Raw genomic sequence first — 22308 nt, 5'->3', positions numbered from 1 at the left:
AAACCTCGAGAAATTTTCGAGGTTTTTTTATTTAATGATTCTCGCCTGAATCTTTTTCTTCTGTCACTTTTTTTCTAAGCTTCATTTTACAAACTGGGCAAACTCCTTCTTTCTCATATGTTTTGCCTTTTTCGCAATCCATTGGGCATTGATACGTATTATGCGCTAATTCTTTTGACTCTTTATCAACCGTTACATGTTCTTTTTTAACTTCTTTTTTCTCTAATTTACATGCTGTAAACACAAAACCTATTGAGAAAACAACTGCTATTACAAATACTATTTTTTTCATTTTTATTGTTTTATTTAATTTGTGACTAATTAATTTAACGTATCGCAACGCTTTAAAATCTTCTTAATTTATTTAATTTCATATAATAAAATGCAGGAAAAAGTAATAATAAAAATAGTGGGTGAATTAAAAACCTTCTAACATAAAAAGGCAACAAATAACCCTGTCTAAATTCTCCTTTTAATAAAAACACAAAAGCAACGATCAATATTATAAAAGCTAACATTAAAAAAAAGCCTGCAAACTTTACAAACCGCTTTTTATCAAAAGCTATGTAAATAATACATAAAGTAATTAATGAGTTTAAAGTGTACCTAAACAATAAATCTACTACCAACTTCCAAGTATTTACCTCTGGCATACTTGAATACAGATAATCATTTTCAAAATAGGTAATTAACGGGTCATAAAACAAATCATTCTCAAATGCTCTAATTAAAAAAAATAGTGCAATTAAAATTATTATTGATATGTATTTAAAACCTTTTTTCATTTTTTTTGATGTGAAAATCTTTGAACCCAAATAACCCACAATAAAAATGTTGTTCCATAAATAATTGCAGGAAAAACTAAATTATGCAACACCATTTGTTGATTTGGGTATTGATACAACATTGCTGTTAAAAAAGCAATTCGCAATATATTTATTACATATATTATTAGACTACCAATAATTGCATAAATTATAGTTGTTCTTTTGGGGCCAGAAAATGCTACAATAAAAGCTACAAACAAAATGATAATGCTGATAGAGTTACAGCCTTCAATAACCCTTGCTGTATATTGATTATTTACAATTAATTTTACAGACATTTCTGTATTGTGCTGCGCACTAGTAACATCATATCCAATAAAATTTAAAACCGAAACTGTTTGATCTGCAACCTTGGATGTTATTGATGCACATTGAAAACCATTATTTTTTGATTGACTAGAATTTAAATAAGTAGCATAAAAAGTAAAAAGCAGAAAATAGGTTAAAAAAAATTTAACTAAAAAAAGAGCACTATTTTTATACTTATTCAACCTAAAATGTATTTATTTTGCAGCAATAATATTCATGCTTAACAAATTTAAGTAATTTCAATTAAAACAACATGCAGCTAGATAATTTAAAACAACATATTTCTTCAATAATTGACAGTTCAAATACTAAAGAAGAAAAACTTCAAGAAATTTGTGATTATTTAGAGTCTCAAATACCTTATTATGATTGGGTTGGTTTTTATTTTAAAAACGGAGACAAAGAAGAATTAAAATTAGCACAATTTACTGGAGAACCAACAGATCATGTTATTATTCCTTTCGGAAAAGGAATTTGTGGACAAGTTGCTGTTAGTAATGAAAATTTTGTAGTACAAGATGTTTCGGAACAGGATAATTATATTTCTTGTGGATGGAAAGTAAAATCTGAAATTGTAATTCCGATTTTTGTAAAAGGAGAAAATATTGGTCAAATAGACATCGATTCTCATACAGCAAACACATTTACAAAAAAAGACGAAGAATTGTTAGAGTATATTTGCAAAAAGGTTTCTAAAATATTATAAAAAAATCTTGAGCAATTGTTTATTCTAAAAAATTTATTTAAGTTTGTTACATATATATTTGATGTATATAAATTTTTTGTAATCATTAATCCCCTACAGATGAAAAAACAAAACACTATTTTTAGTGCTTTTTTAAGCAAAATTACAAGTTCTAAAAAGAACGATTTCTCTTCAAAAAAATACCAAAACTACACTAGTTTAGTCAACAATTTTAAAACCAGATTCGAACTCGATTAAGGTTTAATTTAAATAAAAAACCTATTGCTTTAAGCTAGATATTTAGTAGCTTTGCGTGCTTAACAACCCAACACAATGACCAGCACAAAAACTATTAAATCTGCATTAATTTCTGTTTTTCACAAAGACGGATTGCAGCCTTTGGTTGAAAAATTAAACGCACAAAACGTAACAATTTATTCAACTGGTGGTACTGAAAAATTTATTAAAGATTTAGGTATCCCTGTAATTCCGGTAGAAGACGTAACCTCTTATCCATCTATTTTAGGTGGTAGAGTTAAAACATTACATCCAAAAGTTTTTGGAGGGATATTAAACCGACAAAACCATGATGGTGATGTTTCCGAGATGGAAGCATATCAAATTCCGCAATTAGATTTAGTGATTGTAGATTTATATCCGTTTGAAAAAACGGTTACTTCTGGTGCTTCAGAAGAAGACATTATTGAGAAAATTGATATTGGCGGAATTTCATTAATTAGAGCAGCAGCAAAAAACTTTAAAGACACAGTTATCATCTCTTCAATGGAGCAATACAATGATTTCTTATCATTGATTTCTGAGAACAATGGATCAACTTCTTTATCGGACAGAAAAAAATTAGCTGCAAAAGCATTTAATATTTCATCGCATTACGACACTGCTATCTTTAACTACTTTAATTCAAATCACGAGGAAGCAGTTTTGAAAATTAGCGAAACAAGTGGACAGGTTTTACGATATGGAGAAAATCCACATCAAAAAGGTTTTTTCTTTGGTGATTTAGAAGCAATGTTTGATAAATTACATGGAAAAGAATTAAGTTATAATAACCTGTTAGACGTTGATGCTGCAGTAAATTTAATGGCCGAATTTAAAGGAGAAGCACCTACATTTGCTGTTTTAAAACACAATAATGCTTGTGGTTTTGCTCAAAGAAAAACGATAAAAGAAGCTTATATTGATGCTTTAGCGGGAGATCCTGTCTCTGCTTTTGGCGGAATTTTAATTGCAAATACAGAGATTGATTTAGAAACTGCAAAAGAAATTCATAAATTATTTTGCGAAGTTGTTATTGCCCCTTCTTTTACAGATGATGCTTTGACTATTTTAAAAGGAAAGAAAAATAGAATTATATTAATTCAGAAAGAAGTTGATTTACCAAAAACAACTATTAGGACTTGTTTAAATGGCGCTTTAGTTCAAGATAAAGATTTTAAAACAGATGGTTTAGAAGATTTATCTTATGCAACCAACAATAAACCAACCAAAAGTCAGTTAGAAGACTTATTATTTGCTTCTAAATTGTGTAAAAACACAAAGTCGAACACCATAATATTAGTTAAAGACAAACAATTACTAGCTGGTGGAACTGGGCAAACAAGCAGAGTTGATGCTTTAAATCAAGCAATTGAAAAAGCAAAGAATTTTAATTTTGATTTAAACAACTCTGTAATGGCAAGCGACGCCTTTTTTCCTTTTCCAGATTGTGTAGAAATTGCTGGAAATGCAGGAATAACAAGTGTAATACAACCTGGTGGATCTATTAAAGACCAACTAAGCATTGATTATTGTAACAACAATAATATTTCAATGGTTTTAACTGGAACAAGACATTTTAAGCACTAATAAATAACTATTAAATATTGTGTGATTTGAACACAGAATTTTAGTAGATTTGTAAGAATACATTAAAAAATAAAAAAAAATAATTTTATGGGTTTTTTCGATTTTATGACGGAAGATATCGCTATCGATTTAGGTACTGCGAATACACTTATCATTCACAATGGTAAAGTGGTAATAGATAGTCCATCTATAGTTGCCCGTAACAGAATAACTGGTAAAATTATCGCTGTTGGAAAAGAAGCAAACTTAATGCAAGGAAAAACGCACGAAAATATTAAAACCATTCGTCCGTTAAAAGATGGCGTTATTGCAGATTTCCAAGCATCAGAAGAAATGATTAAAGAATTTGTAAAGCAAATTCCATCTATCAAAAAGAAATTATTTCCACCTGCATTGCGCATGGTAATTTGTATTCCATCTGGAATTACAGAGGTTGAAAGACGAGCTGTACAGGATTCGGCAAGACATATGAACGCCAAAGAAATTTATTTGATTTTTGAACCAATGGCAGCTGCAATTGGTGTTGGTATTGATATTATGGAGCCTAAAGGAAACATGATTATTGACATAGGAGGAGGAACAACTGAAATTGCAGTTATTGCTTTAGCTGGTATTGTTTGCGATCAATCTGTAAAAGTTGCTGGTGATTTATTTACAAGCGATATTATGTATTATATGCGCACACAACACAACTTATATGTTGGAGAAACCACGGCAGAAAAAATTAAAATTAATATTGGAGCAGCAACTGAAGATTTAGATTCTCCACCAGAAGACATGTTGGTTCAAGGTAGAGATTTACTAAGTGGAAAACCAAAACAAGTACAAGTTTCATACAGAGAAATTGCTAAAGCATTAGACAAATCTATTTTAAGAATTGAAGATGCAGTAATGGAAACTTTATCTAAAACTCCGCCAGAATTAGCTGCAGATATTTACAATACTGGAATTTATTTAGCTGGTGGTGGCTCAATGCTTCGAGGATTAGACAAACGTTTATCTAGAAAAACAGACTTACCTGTTTATGTTGCAGAAGACCCTTTAAGAGCCGTTGTAAGAGGAACAGGGATTGCTTTAAAAGAAATTGAAAAATACAAAAGTATATTAATGAAATAAAATACATTTGACTCTTTTTTATGCAACAATTATTTTATTTCTTTGAAAAGTATAAGTATTTTCTTTTTTTCTTGTTGTTAGGGTTTATATCTATATTTTTTACAATTAACAACAACAACTTTCACAAAAGTAAATTTATAAGTTCTGCGAATGAAGTGACTGGTGGTTTTTACGAAAAAACATCACATTTTTCTAATTACTTCAATTTAAAACATCAAAATGAAGAACTGATACTAGAAAACAACAACTTAAGAAATTTAGTAGAAAAATATACTTCAAAAGCAGATTCAATGGTTACGTTTTCTGTTGTTGATTCAATAAAATATCACCAAAAATACACCTACTCTACTGCTAAAATTTACAGAAATAGCTACCATACTCCAAATAACATTCTCCTTATCAATAAAGGAAAAAATCAAGGTGTCTTTAAAGAAATGGCCGTTATAAATAGCAAAGGTATTATTGGAATAACTGATGATGCTAGTGCAAATTACGCAAGAGTACAGTCTATATTGAATAGCAATAGTAAAATTAACGCAAGATTAAAAAACAGCTCTCACTTTGGGACATTGGTTTGGGACGGACAAAATTATAACGTGGTACAGCTAGAAGACATTCCAAGGCAAGCAGATGTAAAAGTTGGAGACACAATAATTACCGGAGGGAAATCAACTATTTTTCCAGAAGGTATTTTAATTGGAATCGTTCAAAAAATCAACTCACAAAGCAGTAATAACTCAATAGATATTAAATTATTTAATGACATGAGTAATCTTAAAAATGTATATGTGGTCACCGCTTTAGATAAAGAGGAAATAAAAACTTTAATCAATTTTTTAGATGAATAAAGTTAGTTATATTTCTTTTTTGTTTTTCTCTCTCCTTCTACTACAAGTTTTAATACTAAACAATGTGTTATTTTTAGATTATATAAATCCTTATTTATATGTTGCTTTTGTAATATTTTATCCTTTAAAAAAAGAACGATACTTATTTTTATTCCTCTCCTTTTTATTAGGATTATCAATTGACTTCTTTTCTGATTCTGGCGGAATTAACGCTTTCTCTTTACTATTTATTGCCTACATAAGACTTTTTCTTGTTCGAATAATTTTTAAAAAAACAGAACAAGATTATTTATTATTTGATTTACATCAGGAGCCATTTGGAAAAGTTTTTAATTATGTGATAATTTTAATAGTAATACATCACTTCATCTTATTTTCTTTAGCTAACTTTAGCACACAAAACTTTTCAAGTGTTATTGCTAACACATTGTATTCAAGTATTTTTACTTCAGTTTTGTTTTTTTTAGGAACATACATTATCAGAAAGAAAAAATAAATGAAGCGTAGCGTTTTACTTTACTTTTTTATTACTCTAGCAGGATTAATATTAATAGGTAGATTATTTCAATTACAAGTAATCAAAGGAGCTGATTTAGATCCAAATCACAATGCTGCCGTAAAAGTAATTTATGATTACCCAGAGCGAGGTTATATTTTTGATAGAAACGGAAAACTTTTAGTTGCCAATCAACTTTCTTATGATGTTATGGTTGTTCCGAATGAAGTTGAGCAATTAGATACAATTGAGTTTTGCAACCTCTTAAAAATTGATATTGACTATTTTGAAAGAAAATACAAAACTGCTGAAAATTATTCCCCTTGGCTTCCATCTGTTTTTTTAAAACAATTAGCAAAAGAGGATTTTGCTTTTTTACAAGAAAAGCTTCATAAATTTAAAGGATTTTATATTCAAAAAAGAAACATTAGAGATTATCCAATCAACTCTGCTGCAAATGTATTGGGTTACATAAGTGAGGTAAACGAATTAGAAGCAAAAAACAACCCAAATTTCCAACAAGGAGAATTAATTGGAAGTAGCGGAGTAGAAAAATCATACGATTCTATTTTACGTGGAATTAAAGGAAAAAAATTTCTGCATCGAAATCGTTTAAACAAAATTATCGGAAAATATAAAAACGGAGAATATGACACTCTTGCAGTGAATGGTCAAGACATCACATTAACAATTGATAGCGAATTACAACAATACGGAGAATTATTAATGTCTGGAAAGCGAGGTGGTATTGTAGCAATTGAGCCCAAAACTGGAGAAATTCTAGCATTAATTTCATCACCAACCTACAATCCAAATATGATGGTTGGAAGAAAAAGATCTAAAAATTCAGTCATTTTAATGAACCCTGAAAATCCTGATAAACCAACTTTTGATAGATCTTTACAAGCAACCTATGCTCCAGGATCCCCTTTTAAACTTGTCAATGCACTTATTGGTTTGCAAGAAGGTGTAATAGACCACAATACTAATGTGTATTGTTATGGAGGATACAGATATGGAAATAAAAAAAGCGACTTTCAGAAATGTCATTGTAATATTTTTGGTGGACCTATTAAATTAAACACAGCAATTTCTAAATCTTGTAACAGTTATTTTTCTACAGCTTACAGAAAAATAATAGAAAATGCAGAATCTGCAAGTATTGGCATGGATGTTTGGAGTAATCATGTAAAAAGTTTTGGCCTAGGAAATTATTTAGGTTATGATTTACCAATTGGTAATAGAGGTTTGATTCCAGACGGAAAATATTATGATTCTCGATATAAATATTCTTGGGGACCAACAACAAATATTTCTAATGCAATCGGACAAGGTGAGATATTAACCACCCCCATTCAATTGGCTAATGTTACCGCTGCAATTGCTAATAAAGGATATTTTTTCACTCCACATATATTAAAGAAAACAGATGGAAAAAACATTAAAGACCCTAAATACACTGTTGCTAAAAGAACAACTATAGATGCTAAATATTATGACCCAATTATAGAAGGAATGCATGAGGTTTTTAAAACAGGTACAGGTACATATAGTAAAGTAAACGGAATTGATATTGTAGGAAAAACCGGAACATCAGAAAATTTTGCCATTATAAATGGGGTAAGAAAACAATTAAGAGATCATTCTATTTTAATTGCCTTTGCTCCAAAAGACAATCCACAAATTGCTATTGCTGTATTTGTAGAAAACGGAGGCTACGGATCTACAATTGCCGCTCCAATTACAAGTTTATTAATAGAAAAATACTTAAATAAAAAGATCTCGAGCAATAGAAGAAAATGGATAGAAAACAGCATGATTAATCTTAGCTTAAGAGATATTTATGATCAAAAAGAGTTGATAAACAAAACAGAATTTAAAGATTGAGAGTAGAAAAAAATAATATTTTTTATGGTATAGATTGGATTTTAGTAATCCTCTATATTACTTTAGTTGGTTTTGGCTGGATGAACATTTTTGCTGCTACAACTACTGATAATAATTCTGAGATTTTTGATCTGTCTACTAGATTTGGAAAGCAGTTGTTATGGATAATATTATGTGTTCCGTTAATTATTTTCATACTTTTTTTTAATTCAAAATTTTACGAAAAATTTGCAAGTATTTTATATTTATTAGGCATTCTTTCTTTAGTTGGACTTTTCTTCTTTGGTAAAAATATTAATGGTGCAACTTCATGGTATGGATTTGGAAACGCAAGTTTTCAGCCATCAGAATTTGCTAAAGCATTTACTGCATTAGCAATTGCTAAGCTACTTAGTGATCGTCATTACAATTTAAAACTAGTAAAAAATCAAATAAAAGCGTTTATCATCATTTTTTTACCCGCAGTTTTAATTGCATTACAACCAGATCTAGGTTCTGTATTGGTATATCTTTCTTTCTTTTTTGTATTAAACAGAGAAGGACTAACATTAAACTATATCACTATTGGCGCACTTGCTATTGTATTGTTTTTACTAACATTACTTTTTGGACCAACCACAATCATCTCTGTTGTTTTTGCACTATTAACTATAATTGTTTTTTATTTTTTAAAGAAAAACAAAGGATATTTTAAGTTTAATTGGCATAAAATTCTTGGGCTATATCTAATTTTTGGACTATATATTTTTAGTTCTGGTTATATCTTTAATAATGTTTTTGAGCAACACCAAAGAGATCGATTCGAAATTCTTTTAGGCCTTTCTCAAGACACAAAAAAAATTGGGTATAACACAAATCAATCTTTACAAGCAATTAGTTCTGGTGGGGGATTTGGAAAAGGTTTTTTACAAGGTGATAGAACGCAAGGAAATTTTGTGCCAGAACAAGACACCGATTATATTTTTACAACGGTTGGTGAAGAATGGGGTTTTACAGGAAGTGCTTTTGTTATCGTTTTGTTTATGCTACTACTCTATCGAATCATTTATTTAGCAGAAACTCATAAAAATAAATTTGGAAGAATTTACGGATATGGATTAGCCTCCATTCTCTTTTTTCATGTAGTAATAAATATTGGAATGGTAATTCAGTTATTACCAACAGTAGGAATTCCTTTACCGTTTTTTAGTTACGGCGGATCTTCTCTTTGGGGATTTACATTACTATTATTTATCTTTATTAAGTTAGATGCAAATAAAGGTTATGATTGGTAATGCTAAAATTCACCGAAATTATAAAATAAAAAAAGCGTTCTGAAATTCAGAACGCTTTTTTGTATTGTTTAATCTAAAAATTACAATGCAGCTACGTGCTTTGTTAATTTAGATTTTAAATTACTCGCTTTATTAACATGAACAATATTGTTCTTTGCTAACTTATCTAACATTGCAATAACAGAAGGTAATAATGCTTCAGCTTCTTTTTTATCTTCAACTGCACGCAAATTTCTTACAGCATTTCTTGTAGTTTTATGCTGATACTTGTTTCTTAACCTCTTTGCTTCGTTACTTCTAATTCTTTTTAAAGCTGACTTATGATTTGCCATAATGTTTATTTTAGTTTATTTTAAAACTTGTAGTCCGTACGGGAATCGAACCCGTGTTACCAGGATGAAAACCTGGCGTCCTAACCCCTAGACGAACGGACCATTACAATCTTATTACCGATTGCGGGTGCAAATATACAACGTTTTTGAAACTCTGCAATAGTTTTTTAATTTTTTTTAAAAATATTTAATAGGCCTTCGCAAACAACACTTTTTTACTTGACGGCTTCCCCGAAAATACACAAATTCCTTTTTCAAATTTAGTGTCATTTGGAATGCATCTAATGGTTGCTTTGGTTATTTCTTTAATCTTATCTTCGGTTTCTTCTGTTCCGTCCCAATGCGCCAAAACAAAACCACCCTTTGTTTCGACCACCTCTTTAAATTCATCAAAAGTTGCAACTTCTGTAGTATGATTACTTCTATATTTAACTGCTCTATTAAATAAATTCTCTTGAATTTGATTTAATAAATCCTCAATAAAATTCACAACAACATCTTGAGAAACGGTTTGCTTTTCCAAAGTGTCTCTACGTGCAACCTCAACTGTATTATTTTCTAAATCTCTAGCTCCAAAAGCTATTCTTACAGGAACCCCTTTCAACTCATATTCAGCAAATTTTGCTCCAGGTCTAAACGTATCTCTAGCATCAAATTTAACAGAAATTCCTTTTTCCTTGAATCCCTTTACAAATTCCGAAACTTTTTCTGAAATTGCTTCTAGTTGTTCATCATTTTTATAAATTGGCACAATTACAACTTGAATTGGCGCTAATTTTGGTGGTAAAACCAATCCAAAATCATCTGAATGCGTCATTATTAAACCACCAATCAAACGTGTTGAAACTCCCCAAGAAGTTGCCCAAACATATTCTTGCTTTCCTTCTTTAGAAGTATATTTTACATCAAAAGCTTTGGCGAAATTTTGCCCCAAAAAGTGTGATGTTCCTGCTTGCAATGCTTTTCCGTCTTGCATTAATGCTTCAATAGTAAAAGTATCTTCTGCACCAGCAAAACGTTCGCTTTCTGATTTTGCTCCTTTTACAACTGGCATGGCCATAAAGTTTTCTGCAAATTCTGCATATACTTCTTGCATTTGTTTTGCTTCTGCAATTGCTTCTTTTTTTGTTGCATGTGCAGTATGGCCTTCTTGCCATAAAAATTCTGCTGTTCTTAAAAACAAACGTGTTCGCATTTCCCATCGAACTACATTTGCCCATTGATTTATTAATAAAGGCAAATCTCTATAGGATTGAATCCAACCTTTATAAGTATTCCAAATAATTGCTTCAGATGTTGGTCTTACCACCAATTCTTCTTCTAATTTTGCTTCTGGATCTACACGAAGTTTGCCTGGTTTATCAGGATCATTTTGCAAACGATAATGCGTTACAACTGCACATTCTTTCGCAAAACCTTCTGCATTTTTCTCTTCTGCTTCAAACAAACTTTTTGGCACAAATAATGGGAAATAGGCATTTTCATGTCCAGTTTCCTTAAACATTCTATCTAATTCTGATTGCATTTTCTCCCAAATGGCATATCCGTAGGGCTTTATAACCATACATCCTCTAACGGCAGAGTTTTCTGCTAAATCAGCTTTTACAACTAATTCGTTATACCATTTAGAATAATCTTCTTTTCTTGTCGTTAACTTCTTACCCATATTTAAAAGTTTGGCATAAAACTTGTTATCTTTATAGTGGATTTAAAATCCTGCACAAAACTAATGCAAAAAGATTAGTGTCCCAATCAAAGTTTAATTTTTTTGCAAAACAATATTAATCTGATCTATATATATTATGAAATCTCAATCATATCCAAAAAAAATAGCTTACTATCTTGGCCTTGCAATTTTTGCAAATTTAGTATTAGTATCATGCGGGACTTACCAAAGTGTTTATACTAATGATGGAATTTATGATGACGGCAATGTTGAAGAAAAGGTTTTTGTTACAAACACAAAAAGATATCAAAATGTAGAAGACAGTTATTTTAAAGAAGAAATTAATGCTTTTAACGACATCACAGAGGAAACTGTTTTTACGGATGTAGATGATTATACTTCATACAACGATTTAGATGACAATTACAACAACGATCCTTGGGGTTATACTACCAATAATGATGATGATATTACCATCAACATCAACGTAAGAAACAGATTTAGAAATTATTGGGATTTTCATGATTATGACCGCTATTGGGGCTATCAATGGGGGTTTAGATATGGTTTTTATGGCGACTATGCATACTACCCTTACCAATATGGATATTACAATAATTATAGATTTTATAATTTTTATTATTCACCTTATTATTATAACAGACCTTATTACAGAAACACAAGATATTATGACAACAACAGAAATTATACGTACTCAAAACGAAATTCTGTAAACACATCGAGCAGAAGAAATTCTTTTTTTTACAATTCTAAAAACACAAATTCAAGCAGAAGAGCTTCATCTGTAAACACTAGAGTTAAATCTATTTTTAACAATACAAATTACAATACGAGAAGAAGAAGTAATTCGATTCAGAATAACAACAACAGCACCAGAAGAAACTCTACAAACACAACAAGAAGAACCAATACAAAACGAAATAATTCTGCAAATAACAGGTCAAATTCGTCTAATAAAAAAACATACAATACAACGAGAAGAAGTTCTTCAAGTTCAAATAAATCATATAGATCAAATACATCTTCTAATAGAAATTCATCAGTAAAAAGTTCTAGCACAAGAAGTAGCAATACTTCTAAAAGAAGAGGAAATTAACAAACGATATTTAAATTTAAAAAATGAAAAAAGTTACATTATTTGTACTCTTTTGTGCAATTTCTTTGCCTAGTTTTTCGCAAAGTTTAGGCTATGAAGATTTAGCTATTTTATTTTCAAAAGACAACAATACAGGTGCTGCAAGATACAATGCAATGAGTGGCGCATTTGGTGCATTGGGTGGAGATGTTAGTGCAATAAAAATAAATCCTGCAAGCGGTGCTATTTTTAACAATAGCTTATTTACAGCAACTTTTGACTCTAGAGCTGCAGAAATAAAAACTACTTATTACGGCAACTCTACGAGCACACAAGAAGATTATTTTAACTTTTCTCAAGCTGGAGCAGTTTTTGTCTATAACAGTTATTCAAATAGCGATTGGTCTAAATTTGCGTTTAGCTTTAATTATTCTATAAGAAATAATTTTGATACAAATTTTATTGCAAACGGAAATAGTGGTTTTGCAACATTTACAGAGTTTCCTTTAGATACAGGAAATCCTAAAACTCAATATTTAAATTCAGATTCTCAACAGTTTAGCACAGCATATAAAGGTGAAATTTCAGAATATAATTTTGCAATTTCTGGTGTGTATCAAAACGATTTATATTTAGGTGCATCTATAAATACGTATGATTTAAAATTTTCTCAACAATCTTTTTTAACCGAACAAAATAAGGATGGTTCTGGAAATGTGTTAAATGCTAAATTTTATCAAGAAAACAATACATTAGGAACCGGATTTTCTATAAGCGCTGGAGCAATTTACAAAGCAACAAAAAGCTTACGGTTAGGTTTTTCTTATCAAACACCAACTTGGTTTACAGAGATAAATGAAGAAACCAATATTTTAAATAATGACGGTTTTTTAGGCGATACTAAAATAGAAGTAACTAATAACAACACAATTTATGACAACACAGCAGGTAACTATTTTCCTGTTCAAGCATTTTCTTATAAATTAAAAACTCCTGCAAAAACAACAGCAAGTATTGCGTATATTTTTGGCAAAAATGGATTGATAAGTGCAGATTACACTTTAAATAATTACAAAAAACTAAAACTCTCTAACGGAGATTTTACTGTAGAAAATCAATTTTTTAACAACAACCTAAGAAACACTTATACATTAAACGTAGGAACAGAATGGCGCTTTAAATTACTTAGTTTGCGTGGTGGATATCACTATTCTGAGAGTCCAGACGCTAACGCAATCGCATCAGATAATATCAAGGGATATTCTTACGGAGCAGGATATACTTTTGGAAATGTAAAATTAGATGTTGCATATCAAAACAAAACAAGCACCCAATTGTATCATTTTTACCCACAATACAATCAAGTAAAAGCGGCAGATTTAAAAATTGATAACCGCATTTTAACATTTACATTTAGCATCAATTTATAAAAGAATTAATCTTAAAAACAAGCGAGACCTCATCGGAAATAAACCTTTGAGGTCTTTGCTATTCATTCATATTTTTACCTTAATTTTGTCAAACATTTGTTCGATGAAATTCAATCGAATCACATCTATATTATTATGAGTAAAACAGCAATTTCTATACAAAATACAACAAACGATTCTATCATTAAATTTACAAGTACTTCTATTTTGATTAATGGTGGAAGCTATGAATTTAATAATATTGACGAAGCAAAGAACGCTCCGTTAGCACAACAGTTATTTTATTTGCCATTTGTTAAGAAAGTTTTTATTACAGCTAATTTTATTGCAATTCAAAAATTTGATATTGTTGAATGGACAGATGTTCAAGAAGAAGTTAGAGAACAAATTGAGGCCTATCTAAATGACGGGAATAGTGTAATAAAGGAAACTGAAAAAAAACAAGCTATTGAAGTGTATGCAGAAGTGACTCCAAATCCATCAGTAATGAAATTTGGAACTACAAAATCGCTAACAACTACAGATGTTGAATGTAAAAATATTGATGAAGCAAATGCAACATCGCCACTTGCACAAGCTTTATTCCATTTTCCCTTTGTAAAAGAAGTTTTTATTTCAGAAAACTACATTTCAATTACAAAGTTTGATATGGTAGAATGGGATGAAATTAGAACCGAATTAAGAACATTTATTCTTAAGTATTTACAAGAAGACAAAACTATTATCAAACAAATCCCTAAAGCAGAAAAAGAAAAAAAAGAATCTGAAAGTATTACTCCAGAAAATTTGGATGAAACTTCTGCAAAAATTGTTAGTATTTTAGATGAATACATAAAGCCTGCAGTTGCTTCGGATGGTGGTAATATCGCCTTTAAATCTTACAATCAAGATAGTAAAGTTGTAAGTGTTGTTTTACAAGGCGCTTGTAGTGGTTGTCCGTCATCAACAATAACGTTAAAAAACGGAATTGAAACCATGCTAAAAGAAATGTTACCAAATCAAATTAACGAAGTTGTTGCAATAAACGGATAAGAAAATGTCAGCAGAAAAAATAAACCCATACAAAAATTCAGAATTAGGAAAAAAAGAGCAAGTCGCTCAAATGTTTGATAATATTTCTGAAAATTATGATGGATTAAATCGTGTTATTTCTTTTGGAATTGATGTAAAATGGCGCAAAAAAGTAGTTGCTATTGTTGGCGAAAACAATCCGAAGCAAATTTTAGATATTGCAACAGGAACTGGAGATTTAGCAATTATGATGAATTCTTTAAATCCTGATAAAATTACAGGTTTAGATATTTCTGCAGGAATGTTAGAAGTTGGAAAACAAAAAATTGCCAAAGCAAATTTATCAGACAAAATAGAAATGATTGTTGGCGATTCTGAAAATATGCCGTTTAAAGATGAAACTTTTGATGCGATTACCGTTTCATTTGGTGTTCGTAATTTTGCAAATTTAGACAAAGGTTTAACAGAGATTAAACGTGTTTTAAAACCAAACGGAAAGTTGGTGATTTTAGAAACTTCTAATCCAACAAAATTTCCTTATAAACAAGGATATCGTTTTCATTGTTCTGTAATATTGCCTTTAATTGGAAAACTCTTCTCTAAAGATAAAGTTGCTTATTCGTATTTATCAGAATCTGCAAATTCTTTTCCTTTTGGAGAAAAATTCAACAATATTTTACTAAAAAATGGGTTTACTACTGCAACAGATACACCTGTAACTTTTGGTGTAGCATCAATTTATACAGCTACAAAGTAACCTATGAAACCATTAAAATTACTTTTTTTAGGAATCCTTTTTATTTTCTCAAATTCTTTATTTGCACAAAAGGACAGAGTAAATTATTTACCAAATTTTGATAAGAAAAAATTACATTATGGCTTTTATCTTGGAGTAAATCAGAATGATTTTAAGATTGATTACAAAACAAGTAATTATGCAAACGCAAATATAAGTGTAACGGCAACTAGCGGATTTAACGTTGGTTTAATTGCTGATTTACGTTTGCACAAAAACATTAATGTACGTTTTGAACCAGGGTTAATTAGCAACACGAAAACACTCGCTTTTACACATATAAATTCTAAGCAAGATAGCATTCGAGAAATTGGCTCTACATATTTACACATTCCATTTGTGTTTAAATTTAGCACAGACAGAATGGACAATGTAAGACCTTATCTCTTGGCTGGAGTTTCTTATGATTATAATTTTTCTAGCAATCAAAGAAATGCAAATGACAATTCTGGCGGAGAATTTAGAATGAAAACCCACAACTTTATGTACGAAGTTGGAATTGGAATCGATATTTATTTATACTTCTTTAAATTTTCTCCTTCAATTCGTGGTGTTTTTGCAATGAATAACGAATTGAAATATGATGATAGCGCAAATAGTCAATGGACTTCTCCAGTTAACTTTTTAGGAACTCGTGGTGTTTTCTTAAATTTTGCTTTTGAATAAAAGTTAGTGGCAAAGTAAAAAAGTGGCAAAGTTGCAAAGTTGCAAAGTGGAAAAGGCTTAAAATTTTTGATTCAAAAACTGTTAACTGAAAACTGTTTATTAAATATTTCTCTTAAACTCACTCAATAAAATTGCAGCAGCCGTTGCAACGTTTAAACTTTCTGTTTCTTGAATATTTCCAAACCTTGGAATTGAGATTTTAGCATCAACCAATTTTCTAATTGCATCAGAAATTCCGTTTGCCTCATTTCCCATCACAAAAACTGCTTCTTTTGGTAAATCGCTTTTATAGACGTTTTCACCCTCCATATCTGCAATAAATGTTGGTAAATCAGTTTCATTTAAAAAACCAATCAAATCCGTATAAATTATTTCTACACGAGTCAAAGAACCCATGGATGCTTGCACAACTTTTTGATTGTAACAATCTACCGTTGTTGCAGAACAAACTAATTTTTGCACACCAAACCAATCGCACAAACGAATAATTGTCCCTAAATTTCCAGGATCATTTATGGCATCGAGTGCAATAATAATTCCTGTGTTTTTTGTTGAAAGTGTTTCAGGAATTTTAAACAATCCAACAACTTTATTAGGTGTTTTAAGTTGACTTATTTTTTTTAGTTCCTTTTCTGTAACGATTATTATATTTTCTATTTCAGTAGAAACCTCAAAATCATCAGTTATAAAAAGTTGCGCAACTTTAAAAGTAGAATTGAGCAATTCGTTTACAACTTTTACGCCTTCGGCAACAAATAATTTGTGTTTTTGTCGATACTTTTTTTGCTGTAAACTAGTTATAAGTTTAATGTGATTCTTTGATAAATTCATTAATTAATTTTAAATTAGAAAAACCATCTAAAAATAGTACTTTTGAACCAAGTTATAGTCAGTACAAAGCTAATGAAAAAAGTTTCTTATTCTCTTTTTATATTTTTAATACTTGCTTCTTGTAACTCTGTTAAAAGAGTACCAGAAAAAGAGCACTTATTAAGAGCTACAACAATTTTAGTTGATGGCAAGAAAAATAAAAACAGTGAATTGTTAGACTATGTGCTTCAAAAACCAAATGCAAGGACTTTAGGAATTCCTATTTCTTTATATTTTCATAATCTTGGAAATCCTAACTCGCCTAAAACACCTAAAGCTTGGGCAACATTACATCCAAAAAAATATGCTTTTTTCAAAAGTTTATTTTCTGAAAAACAAAGTATTGGTGTCGCAAAATCGTACATTAATTTTAACAATTGGTTTTTAAATAGTGGTGAATCACCTGTAATTATTAATGATTTAAAAACTAGCAAAACGGTTACAAACTTAAATTCATATTATATTACTCAAGGGTACTTTAAAAATAAAGTAACTGCAAAAAAAGATACATTAAAAAAGAAAAAAGCAAAAATCACTTATATTATCAATAGAGGGAAACCTTTTTATTTAGATACAATTATAAGACAAATTCCGTCTTCCGTTTTAAAAGCAATTTATCAAAGAGACACCATTAGCACTTTTTTAAAAACCGGTGACCAATACAACGATCAAAACTTCATCAAAGAAGCTGCAAGAATTACAGAGCTTTTTAGAAATTCTGGCGTTTATAATTTTATTGACAATGCCATCCGATTTTATCCAGACAGCACAAGGACAGACAACAAAACAAATGTACTTGTAACAATTGCCGATAAATATCTTACAGATGAAGATGGAAGAAACGTTTATAAACCTTTTCAAATAAAAAAAATTGGTAAAATTAATGTCTACACAGATTATACATTTAATACCGAGAGTGAACCTTATTTAGACTCAGTTACTTACAACGGAATAAATTTTTTTGCACATCAAAAAATAAAATACAATCCAAAATATTTATCACAGTCTATCTTTATAAAACCAAATCAGATTTACAGCGATACACTAAGAAACCTAACCCGAAATCATCTAAAATCACTTAAAAACTTTAAATCTATAAACATAAAATATACAGAAGTTAATGATTCTGATTTATTGATTGCAGATATTAGATTAACCCCAAATGAAAAATACACTATCGGTACAGATACTGAGCTAACACATTCTAATATTAGAAAATTAGGTGTTTCAGAAAAATTTTCAATCACCAATAGAAACACTTTTAAAGGAGCAGAATTATTTAAATTTTCTTTCATTGGCTCTTTCTTTAATACTTCTACACAGTTTAGCAATTCTAATGGGTTTTTTAATGCCTGGGAAGTTGGTGTAGATGCATCATTAGAAATTCCGCGATTTTTTGCTCCATTCGGTTTAAATAGATTGGTGCCTAAAGAAATGTCTCCTAGAACAATATTATCAGTAGGAACAGGGGTTCAAAAAAATATTGGATTAGATAAACAAACAGTTACAGCGGTTATTGATTTTAAATGGGATTTTAACAGTCGAAAATCCATCAACTTAGAATTATTTAACATTCAGTACATTAGAAATTTAAATACAAGTGAATATTTTAATATTTATGATTCAGAATTTGAAAAACTAAAACCAGTAGCTATGGCATACGACCCAAATTTTGTATTGTCAAAAGAAAATGCAGTAAATTTTATGAATACTGTAAATTCAGATTCAAATTTTCAAGCAAACTATCCATCAGAATTTAATGATAATGGTAATGTTAATAATCGTTACAACATTATTACCTCTAACTTTATCATACCAACTATTGCGTATTCTTATACCTATAGCAACCAATTAACTTACAAAGACAACAACTTTTCTTTTTTTAGAGTACGAGTTGCAAATTCTGGAAATTTTGTTTCACTATTAAGCAATCAAAAAAATAGTGCTGGTGTAAAAACAATTTCAAATACACCCATTGCTCAGTATTTCAAAACCGATGTAGAATACAAGCAGTTTTGGGATGTTTCTAGGAATTCTGTTTTAGGGTTTCGATCATTTTTAGGAGTTGTTTTAGCCTACGGAAAATCTGACATCCCGTTTACAAAAAGTTATTTTGCAGGAGGGTCAAACGATATAAGAGCATGGAAAACCTATGAACTTGGGCCAGGCTCTTCGGCACCAGGATTAGAATATAATGTTGGTAATTTTAAATTTTTAACAAGCTTAGAATATAGGTTCGATTTAATAAGTAATTTAAAAGGAGCTTTATTTATAGATGCTGGTAATATTTGGGAATTAACTGATTCTAAATTTGTAGAATCTAAGGCTAAACTAAATAGTCTTGAGGCTCTTAAACAAATGGCTGTTGGCTCTGGCTTTGGAGCTAGATACGATTTTAATTTTCTAGTACTACGTATAGATGTTGGGTTTAAAACACACGAACCCTATTTAACTGGAAGCAAATGGTTTAAAAACTTTAACTTTAATAACGCTGTATACAATATAGGAATCAACTATCCTTTCTAATCTCCTTAATTAGTCTATGTAAATTCTATATTGAAATATAATAAATGACAAAAAACACAATAAAATTCTTTAAAAAATAACTATTTTTGACCTAACTATTTTTTAGATTATAAACAACACAACATGAGTCATTCAATAAAGCCAGGAGTTGCAACAGGTACTACTGTTCAAGAAATATTTAAACTAGCAAAAGCTAAAAATTTTGCATTACCAGCAGTAAACGTTGTTGGTTCTAGTAGCGTAAATGCTGTTTTAGAAACTGCAAAAGAGTTAAATTCGCCTGTAATTATTCAATTTTCAAATGGTGGCGCTTTGTTTAATGCCGGAAAAGGGTTGTCAAATGAAAATGAAAAAGCAGCTATTGCTGGTGCTGTTGCAGGAGCAAAACACATTCATTTAATGGCAGAATTATATGGCATTCCTGTAATTCTACATACAGATCATGCTGCAAAAAAATTATTACCTTGGATTGATGGTTTGTTAGATGCTAGTGAAAAACATTTTGCTGAAACAGGCAAACCTTTATATAGTTCTCACATGATAGATTTATCTGAAGAACCAATTGAGGAAAACATTGAAATCTGTAAAAAATATTTAGCTCGAATGAGCAAAATAGGGATGACTCTAGAAATTGAATTAGGAATCACTGGTGGTGAAGAAGATGGTGTAGATAATTCTGATGTAGATGTGTCTAAATTGTATACACAACCAGAAGAAGTAGCTTATGCATATGAAGAGTTAATGAAAGTAAGTCCACAATTTACAATTGCAGCTGCTTTTGGAAATGTACATGGGGTTTACAAACCTGGAAACGTAAAATTAACTCCAAAAATCTTAAAAAATTCTCAAGAATATATTTCACAAAAATACAATGTAGCCCACAATACAATCGACTTTGTTTTTCATGGCGGATCTGGTTCTTCAGTAGAGGAAATTAGAGAAGCAATTGGCTATGGAGTTATCAAAATGAATATCGACACCGATTTACAATTTGCTTTTACCGAAGGCGTTAGAGATTACATTCTTGCTAAACAAGATTATTTACAAACACAAATTGGTAATCCAGAAGGAGAAGAATTACCAAATAAAAAATATTACGACCCCAGAAAATGGCTTCGCGAAGGAGAAATTACTTTTAAAAATAGATTAAAAGCAGCTTTTGAAGATTTAAACAATGTAAATACACTTGCATAATCTCAAATAGTTAGCTTATTTTAGCCGATTATTATACACCATAAAAATTTAAAACAACTACACAATGGCTTGGTTTAAAAGAATAGAAAAAGGAATACACACCGCTACAGAAGATAAAAAAGACATTCCGGTTGGATTGTGGTACAAAACTCCGAGTGGTAAAATTATAGATACTGAAGAATTAAAAAGAAACTTATATGTAAGTCCAGAAGATGGTTACCATGTAAGAATTGGAAGTAAAGAATACTTTGAGTTGTTTTTTGATGACAATAAATTTAAAGAGTTAGATGCAAAATTAACTTCTGTAGATTCTTTAAAATTTGAAGACACTAAAAAATATCCAGACAGAATAAAAGCTGCACAGGAAAAAACCAAACTAAAAGATGCTGTTAGAACTGCTGTTGGAAAATCTTTAGGAAAAGATTTAGTAATTGCCGCAATGGATTTTACTTTTATTGGCGGATCAATGGGATCTGTGGTTGGTGAAAAAATTGCAAGGGCAATTAATCATTCAATTGAGCATAAAATTCCATTTTTAATGATTTCAAAATCCGGTGGAGCACGTATGCAAGAAGCATCATTATCGTTAATGCAATTGGTAAAAACATCAGCAAAACTAGCACAATTAGCAGAAGTAAAAATTCCATATATTTCTTTATGTACAGATCCAACAACTGGTGGCACAACTGCTTCTTACGCAATGCTGGGTGATATAAATATTGCCGAACCAAATGCTTTAATTGGCTTTGCTGGACCAAGAGTTGTAAAAGACACGACAGGAAAAGATTTACCAGAAGGATTTCAGCGTTCTGAATTTTTATTAGAACATGGATTTTTAGACGGAATTTACGAACGTAAAAACCTAAAAAAGCAAATCAATTTATATATTGATTTAATTCAGAACAATCCTATTAGAAGTTAAAAAAAGAAATGTAAGATTCCTTTTTTAAAATAACAATCTTTTAATCAGCAAATTACTCTTGCTTTTTGTTTTTTAAAATCACAATGTATTTAGCTTAAAAAATAAAAATAGTTGTATATTTGCAGCTTCAATGAAAAAATCATTGATATACATAAAAATCATTTAAAGTAATATTGGCATGTATTTAACAAAAGAAGTAAAAGAGGAAATCTTTTCAAAACACGGTAAGTCAGCAACCGACACTGGAACATCAGAAGGGCAAATTGCATTGTTCACATTTAGAATTAACCACTTAACTGAACACTTAAAAAATAATCGTAAAGATTATAACACAGAGCGCTCGTTAGTAAAGTTAGTAGGTAAACGTAGAAGTTTATTAGATTATCTAAAGAAAACTGAAATCAACAGATATCGTGCGATTATCAAAGAATTAGGAATTAGAAAATAAAACCTAACAAAAAAGAGGCTCTATAAACGTGCCTCTTTTTTAT

General features: G+C 30.1%; 22 protein-coding genes and 1 tRNA gene. 16 read left to right on the top strand and 7 right to left on the bottom strand.

Annotation, left to right across the window (positions count from 1 at the left end; translation table 11 throughout):
* Positions 1-31 precede the first annotated feature (31 nt).
* The 3 genes from ACEWL1_RS05300 to xrtF are packed head-to-tail and all read right to left on the bottom strand — an operon-like array spanning position 32 to position 1318.
* Positions 32-292: a heavy metal-binding domain-containing protein gene (locus ACEWL1_RS05300; protein ID WP_409232239.1), complete on the bottom strand. Its 261-nt coding sequence runs from the start codon at positions 290-292 to the stop codon at positions 32-34.
* 52 nt (positions 293-344) lie between these two features.
* Positions 345-785: an exosortase F system-associated membrane protein gene (locus ACEWL1_RS05295; protein WP_409232238.1), complete on the bottom strand. Its 441-nt coding sequence runs from the start codon at positions 783-785 to the stop codon at positions 345-347.
* Complete coding sequence (xrtF, locus tag ACEWL1_RS05290; protein WP_409232237.1) at positions 782-1318, bottom strand: exosortase family protein XrtF; 537 nt, start codon at positions 1316-1318, stop codon at positions 782-784. The genes ACEWL1_RS05295 and xrtF overlap by 4 nt, the downstream gene beginning before the upstream one ends.
* Before the next feature lie 71 nt (positions 1319-1389).
* Between xrtF and ACEWL1_RS05285 the strand changes: the two genes are divergently transcribed.
* The 7 genes from ACEWL1_RS05285 to rodA all read left to right on the top strand — a co-directional run bounded on the left by ACEWL1_RS05285 (position 1390) and on the right by rodA (position 9308).
* The gene (locus tag ACEWL1_RS05285) at positions 1390-1842 is read left to right on the top strand and encodes a GAF domain-containing protein (RefSeq protein WP_409232236.1); all 453 of its coding nucleotides are present in this window, start codon (positions 1390-1392) and stop codon (positions 1840-1842) included.
* A gap of 312 nt (positions 1843-2154) precedes the next feature.
* Positions 2155-3687, top strand: coding sequence for a bifunctional phosphoribosylaminoimidazolecarboxamide formyltransferase/IMP cyclohydrolase (purH, locus tag ACEWL1_RS05280; protein ID WP_409232235.1), 1533 nt, complete (start codon positions 2155-2157; stop codon positions 3685-3687).
* Positions 3688-3774: 87 nt separating this feature from the next.
* The gene (locus ACEWL1_RS05275) at positions 3775-4803 is read left to right on the top strand and encodes a rod shape-determining protein (RefSeq protein WP_409232234.1); all 1029 of its coding nucleotides are present in this window, start codon (positions 3775-3777) and stop codon (positions 4801-4803) included.
* Positions 4804-4823: 20 nt separating this feature from the next.
* The gene (gene mreC / locus ACEWL1_RS05270) at positions 4824-5651 is read left to right on the top strand and encodes a rod shape-determining protein MreC (protein ID WP_409232233.1); all 828 of its coding nucleotides are present in this window, start codon (positions 4824-4826) and stop codon (positions 5649-5651) included.
* Positions 5644-6147: a rod shape-determining protein MreD gene (gene mreD, locus ACEWL1_RS05265; protein WP_409232232.1), complete on the top strand. Its 504-nt coding sequence runs from the start codon at positions 5644-5646 to the stop codon at positions 6145-6147. Before mreC ends, mreD begins: the two co-directional genes overlap by 8 nt.
* Complete coding sequence (gene mrdA / locus ACEWL1_RS05260) at positions 6148-8034, top strand: penicillin-binding protein 2 (RefSeq protein ID WP_409232231.1); 1887 nt, start codon at positions 6148-6150, stop codon at positions 8032-8034. It begins immediately after the preceding gene.
* The gene (gene rodA, locus ACEWL1_RS05255) at positions 8031-9308 is read left to right on the top strand and encodes a rod shape-determining protein RodA (RefSeq protein ID WP_409232230.1); all 1278 of its coding nucleotides are present in this window, start codon (positions 8031-8033) and stop codon (positions 9306-9308) included. Before mrdA ends, rodA begins: the two co-directional genes overlap by 4 nt.
* An 80-nt stretch (positions 9309-9388) precedes the next feature.
* Here the strand turns inward: rodA and rpsT are convergent, their stop codons facing one another.
* The 3 genes from rpsT to proS form a co-directional block, all read right to left on the bottom strand.
* Positions 9389-9640 (bottom strand): 30S ribosomal protein S20, encoded by a 252-nt coding sequence (rpsT, locus tag ACEWL1_RS05250; protein ID WP_409232229.1) that lies wholly within the window; start codon positions 9638-9640, stop codon positions 9389-9391.
* Between the two features lie 30 nt (positions 9641-9670).
* Positions 9671-9742, bottom strand: a tRNA-Glu gene (locus tag ACEWL1_RS05245).
* Between the two features lie 85 nt (positions 9743-9827).
* On the bottom strand, positions 9828-11306 hold the full coding sequence (gene proS, locus ACEWL1_RS05240; protein ID WP_409232228.1) for a proline--tRNA ligase: 1479 nt from the start codon (positions 11304-11306) through the stop codon (positions 9828-9830).
* Positions 11307-11442: 136 nt separating this feature from the next.
* On the opposite strand from proS, the gene ACEWL1_RS05235 reads away from it, so the two are divergent.
* The 5 genes from ACEWL1_RS05235 (at position 11443) to porT (ending at position 16305) form a co-directional block, all read left to right on the top strand.
* Entirely contained in the window at positions 11443-12423 is a 981-nt protein-coding gene (locus ACEWL1_RS05235) for a hypothetical protein (RefSeq protein ID WP_409232227.1), read from the top strand.
* A gap of 23 nt (positions 12424-12446) precedes the next feature.
* Positions 12447-13832, top strand: coding sequence for an OmpP1/FadL family transporter (locus ACEWL1_RS05230; protein ID WP_409232226.1), 1386 nt, complete (start codon positions 12447-12449; stop codon positions 13830-13832).
* A 135-nt stretch (positions 13833-13967) separates the two neighbouring features.
* Positions 13968-14864 carry a NifU family protein gene (locus ACEWL1_RS05225; protein ID WP_409232225.1) on the top strand — a complete coding sequence of 299 codons (897 nt, stop codon included), beginning with the start codon at positions 13968-13970 and terminating at the stop codon, positions 14862-14864.
* A gap of 4 nt (positions 14865-14868) precedes the next feature.
* Positions 14869-15600 (top strand): bifunctional demethylmenaquinone methyltransferase/2-methoxy-6-polyprenyl-1,4-benzoquinol methylase UbiE, encoded by a 732-nt coding sequence (ubiE, locus tag ACEWL1_RS05220; protein ID WP_409232224.1) that lies wholly within the window; start codon positions 14869-14871, stop codon positions 15598-15600.
* A 3-nt stretch (positions 15601-15603) separates the two neighbouring features.
* Complete coding sequence (porT, locus tag ACEWL1_RS05215; RefSeq protein WP_409232223.1) at positions 15604-16305, top strand: type IX secretion/gliding motility protein PorT/SprT; 702 nt, start codon at positions 15604-15606, stop codon at positions 16303-16305.
* A 99-nt stretch (positions 16306-16404) separates the two neighbouring features.
* Here the strand turns inward: porT and ACEWL1_RS05210 are convergent, their stop codons facing one another.
* The gene (locus ACEWL1_RS05210) at positions 16405-17136 is read right to left on the bottom strand and encodes a TrmH family RNA methyltransferase (protein WP_409232222.1); all 732 of its coding nucleotides are present in this window, start codon (positions 17134-17136) and stop codon (positions 16405-16407) included.
* 72 nt (positions 17137-17208) lie between these two features.
* Here ACEWL1_RS05210 and tamL point away from each other — a divergent pair, with 72 nt between their 5' ends.
* The 4 genes from tamL (at position 17209) to rpsO (ending at position 22265) form a co-directional block, all read left to right on the top strand.
* Positions 17209-19701 (top strand): translocation and assembly module lipoprotein TamL, encoded by a 2493-nt coding sequence (gene tamL / locus ACEWL1_RS05205; RefSeq protein ID WP_409232221.1) that lies wholly within the window; start codon positions 17209-17211, stop codon positions 19699-19701.
* A 123-nt stretch (positions 19702-19824) separates the two neighbouring features.
* Positions 19825-20895, top strand: a complete 1071-nt coding sequence (fbaA, locus tag ACEWL1_RS05200) for a class II fructose-bisphosphate aldolase (RefSeq protein WP_409232220.1) — start codon at positions 19825-19827, stop codon at positions 20893-20895.
* 64 nt (positions 20896-20959) lie between these two features.
* Entirely contained in the window at positions 20960-21817 is an 858-nt protein-coding gene (gene accD / locus ACEWL1_RS05195) for an acetyl-CoA carboxylase, carboxyltransferase subunit beta (protein ID WP_409232219.1), read from the top strand.
* A 178-nt stretch (positions 21818-21995) separates the two neighbouring features.
* On the top strand, positions 21996-22265 hold the full coding sequence (rpsO, locus tag ACEWL1_RS05190; RefSeq protein WP_409232218.1) for a 30S ribosomal protein S15: 270 nt from the start codon (positions 21996-21998) through the stop codon (positions 22263-22265).
* The last annotated feature ends 43 nt before the right edge of the window (positions 22266-22308 follow it).

The sequence above is a fragment of the Polaribacter gochangensis genome (assembly GCF_046224025.1).
GTDB lineage: Bacteria > Bacteroidota > Bacteroidia > Flavobacteriales > Flavobacteriaceae > Polaribacter > Polaribacter gochangensis.
Note: the sequence above shows the minus strand (reverse complement) of the source record. Positions and strands in the feature narration are given on the sequence as shown.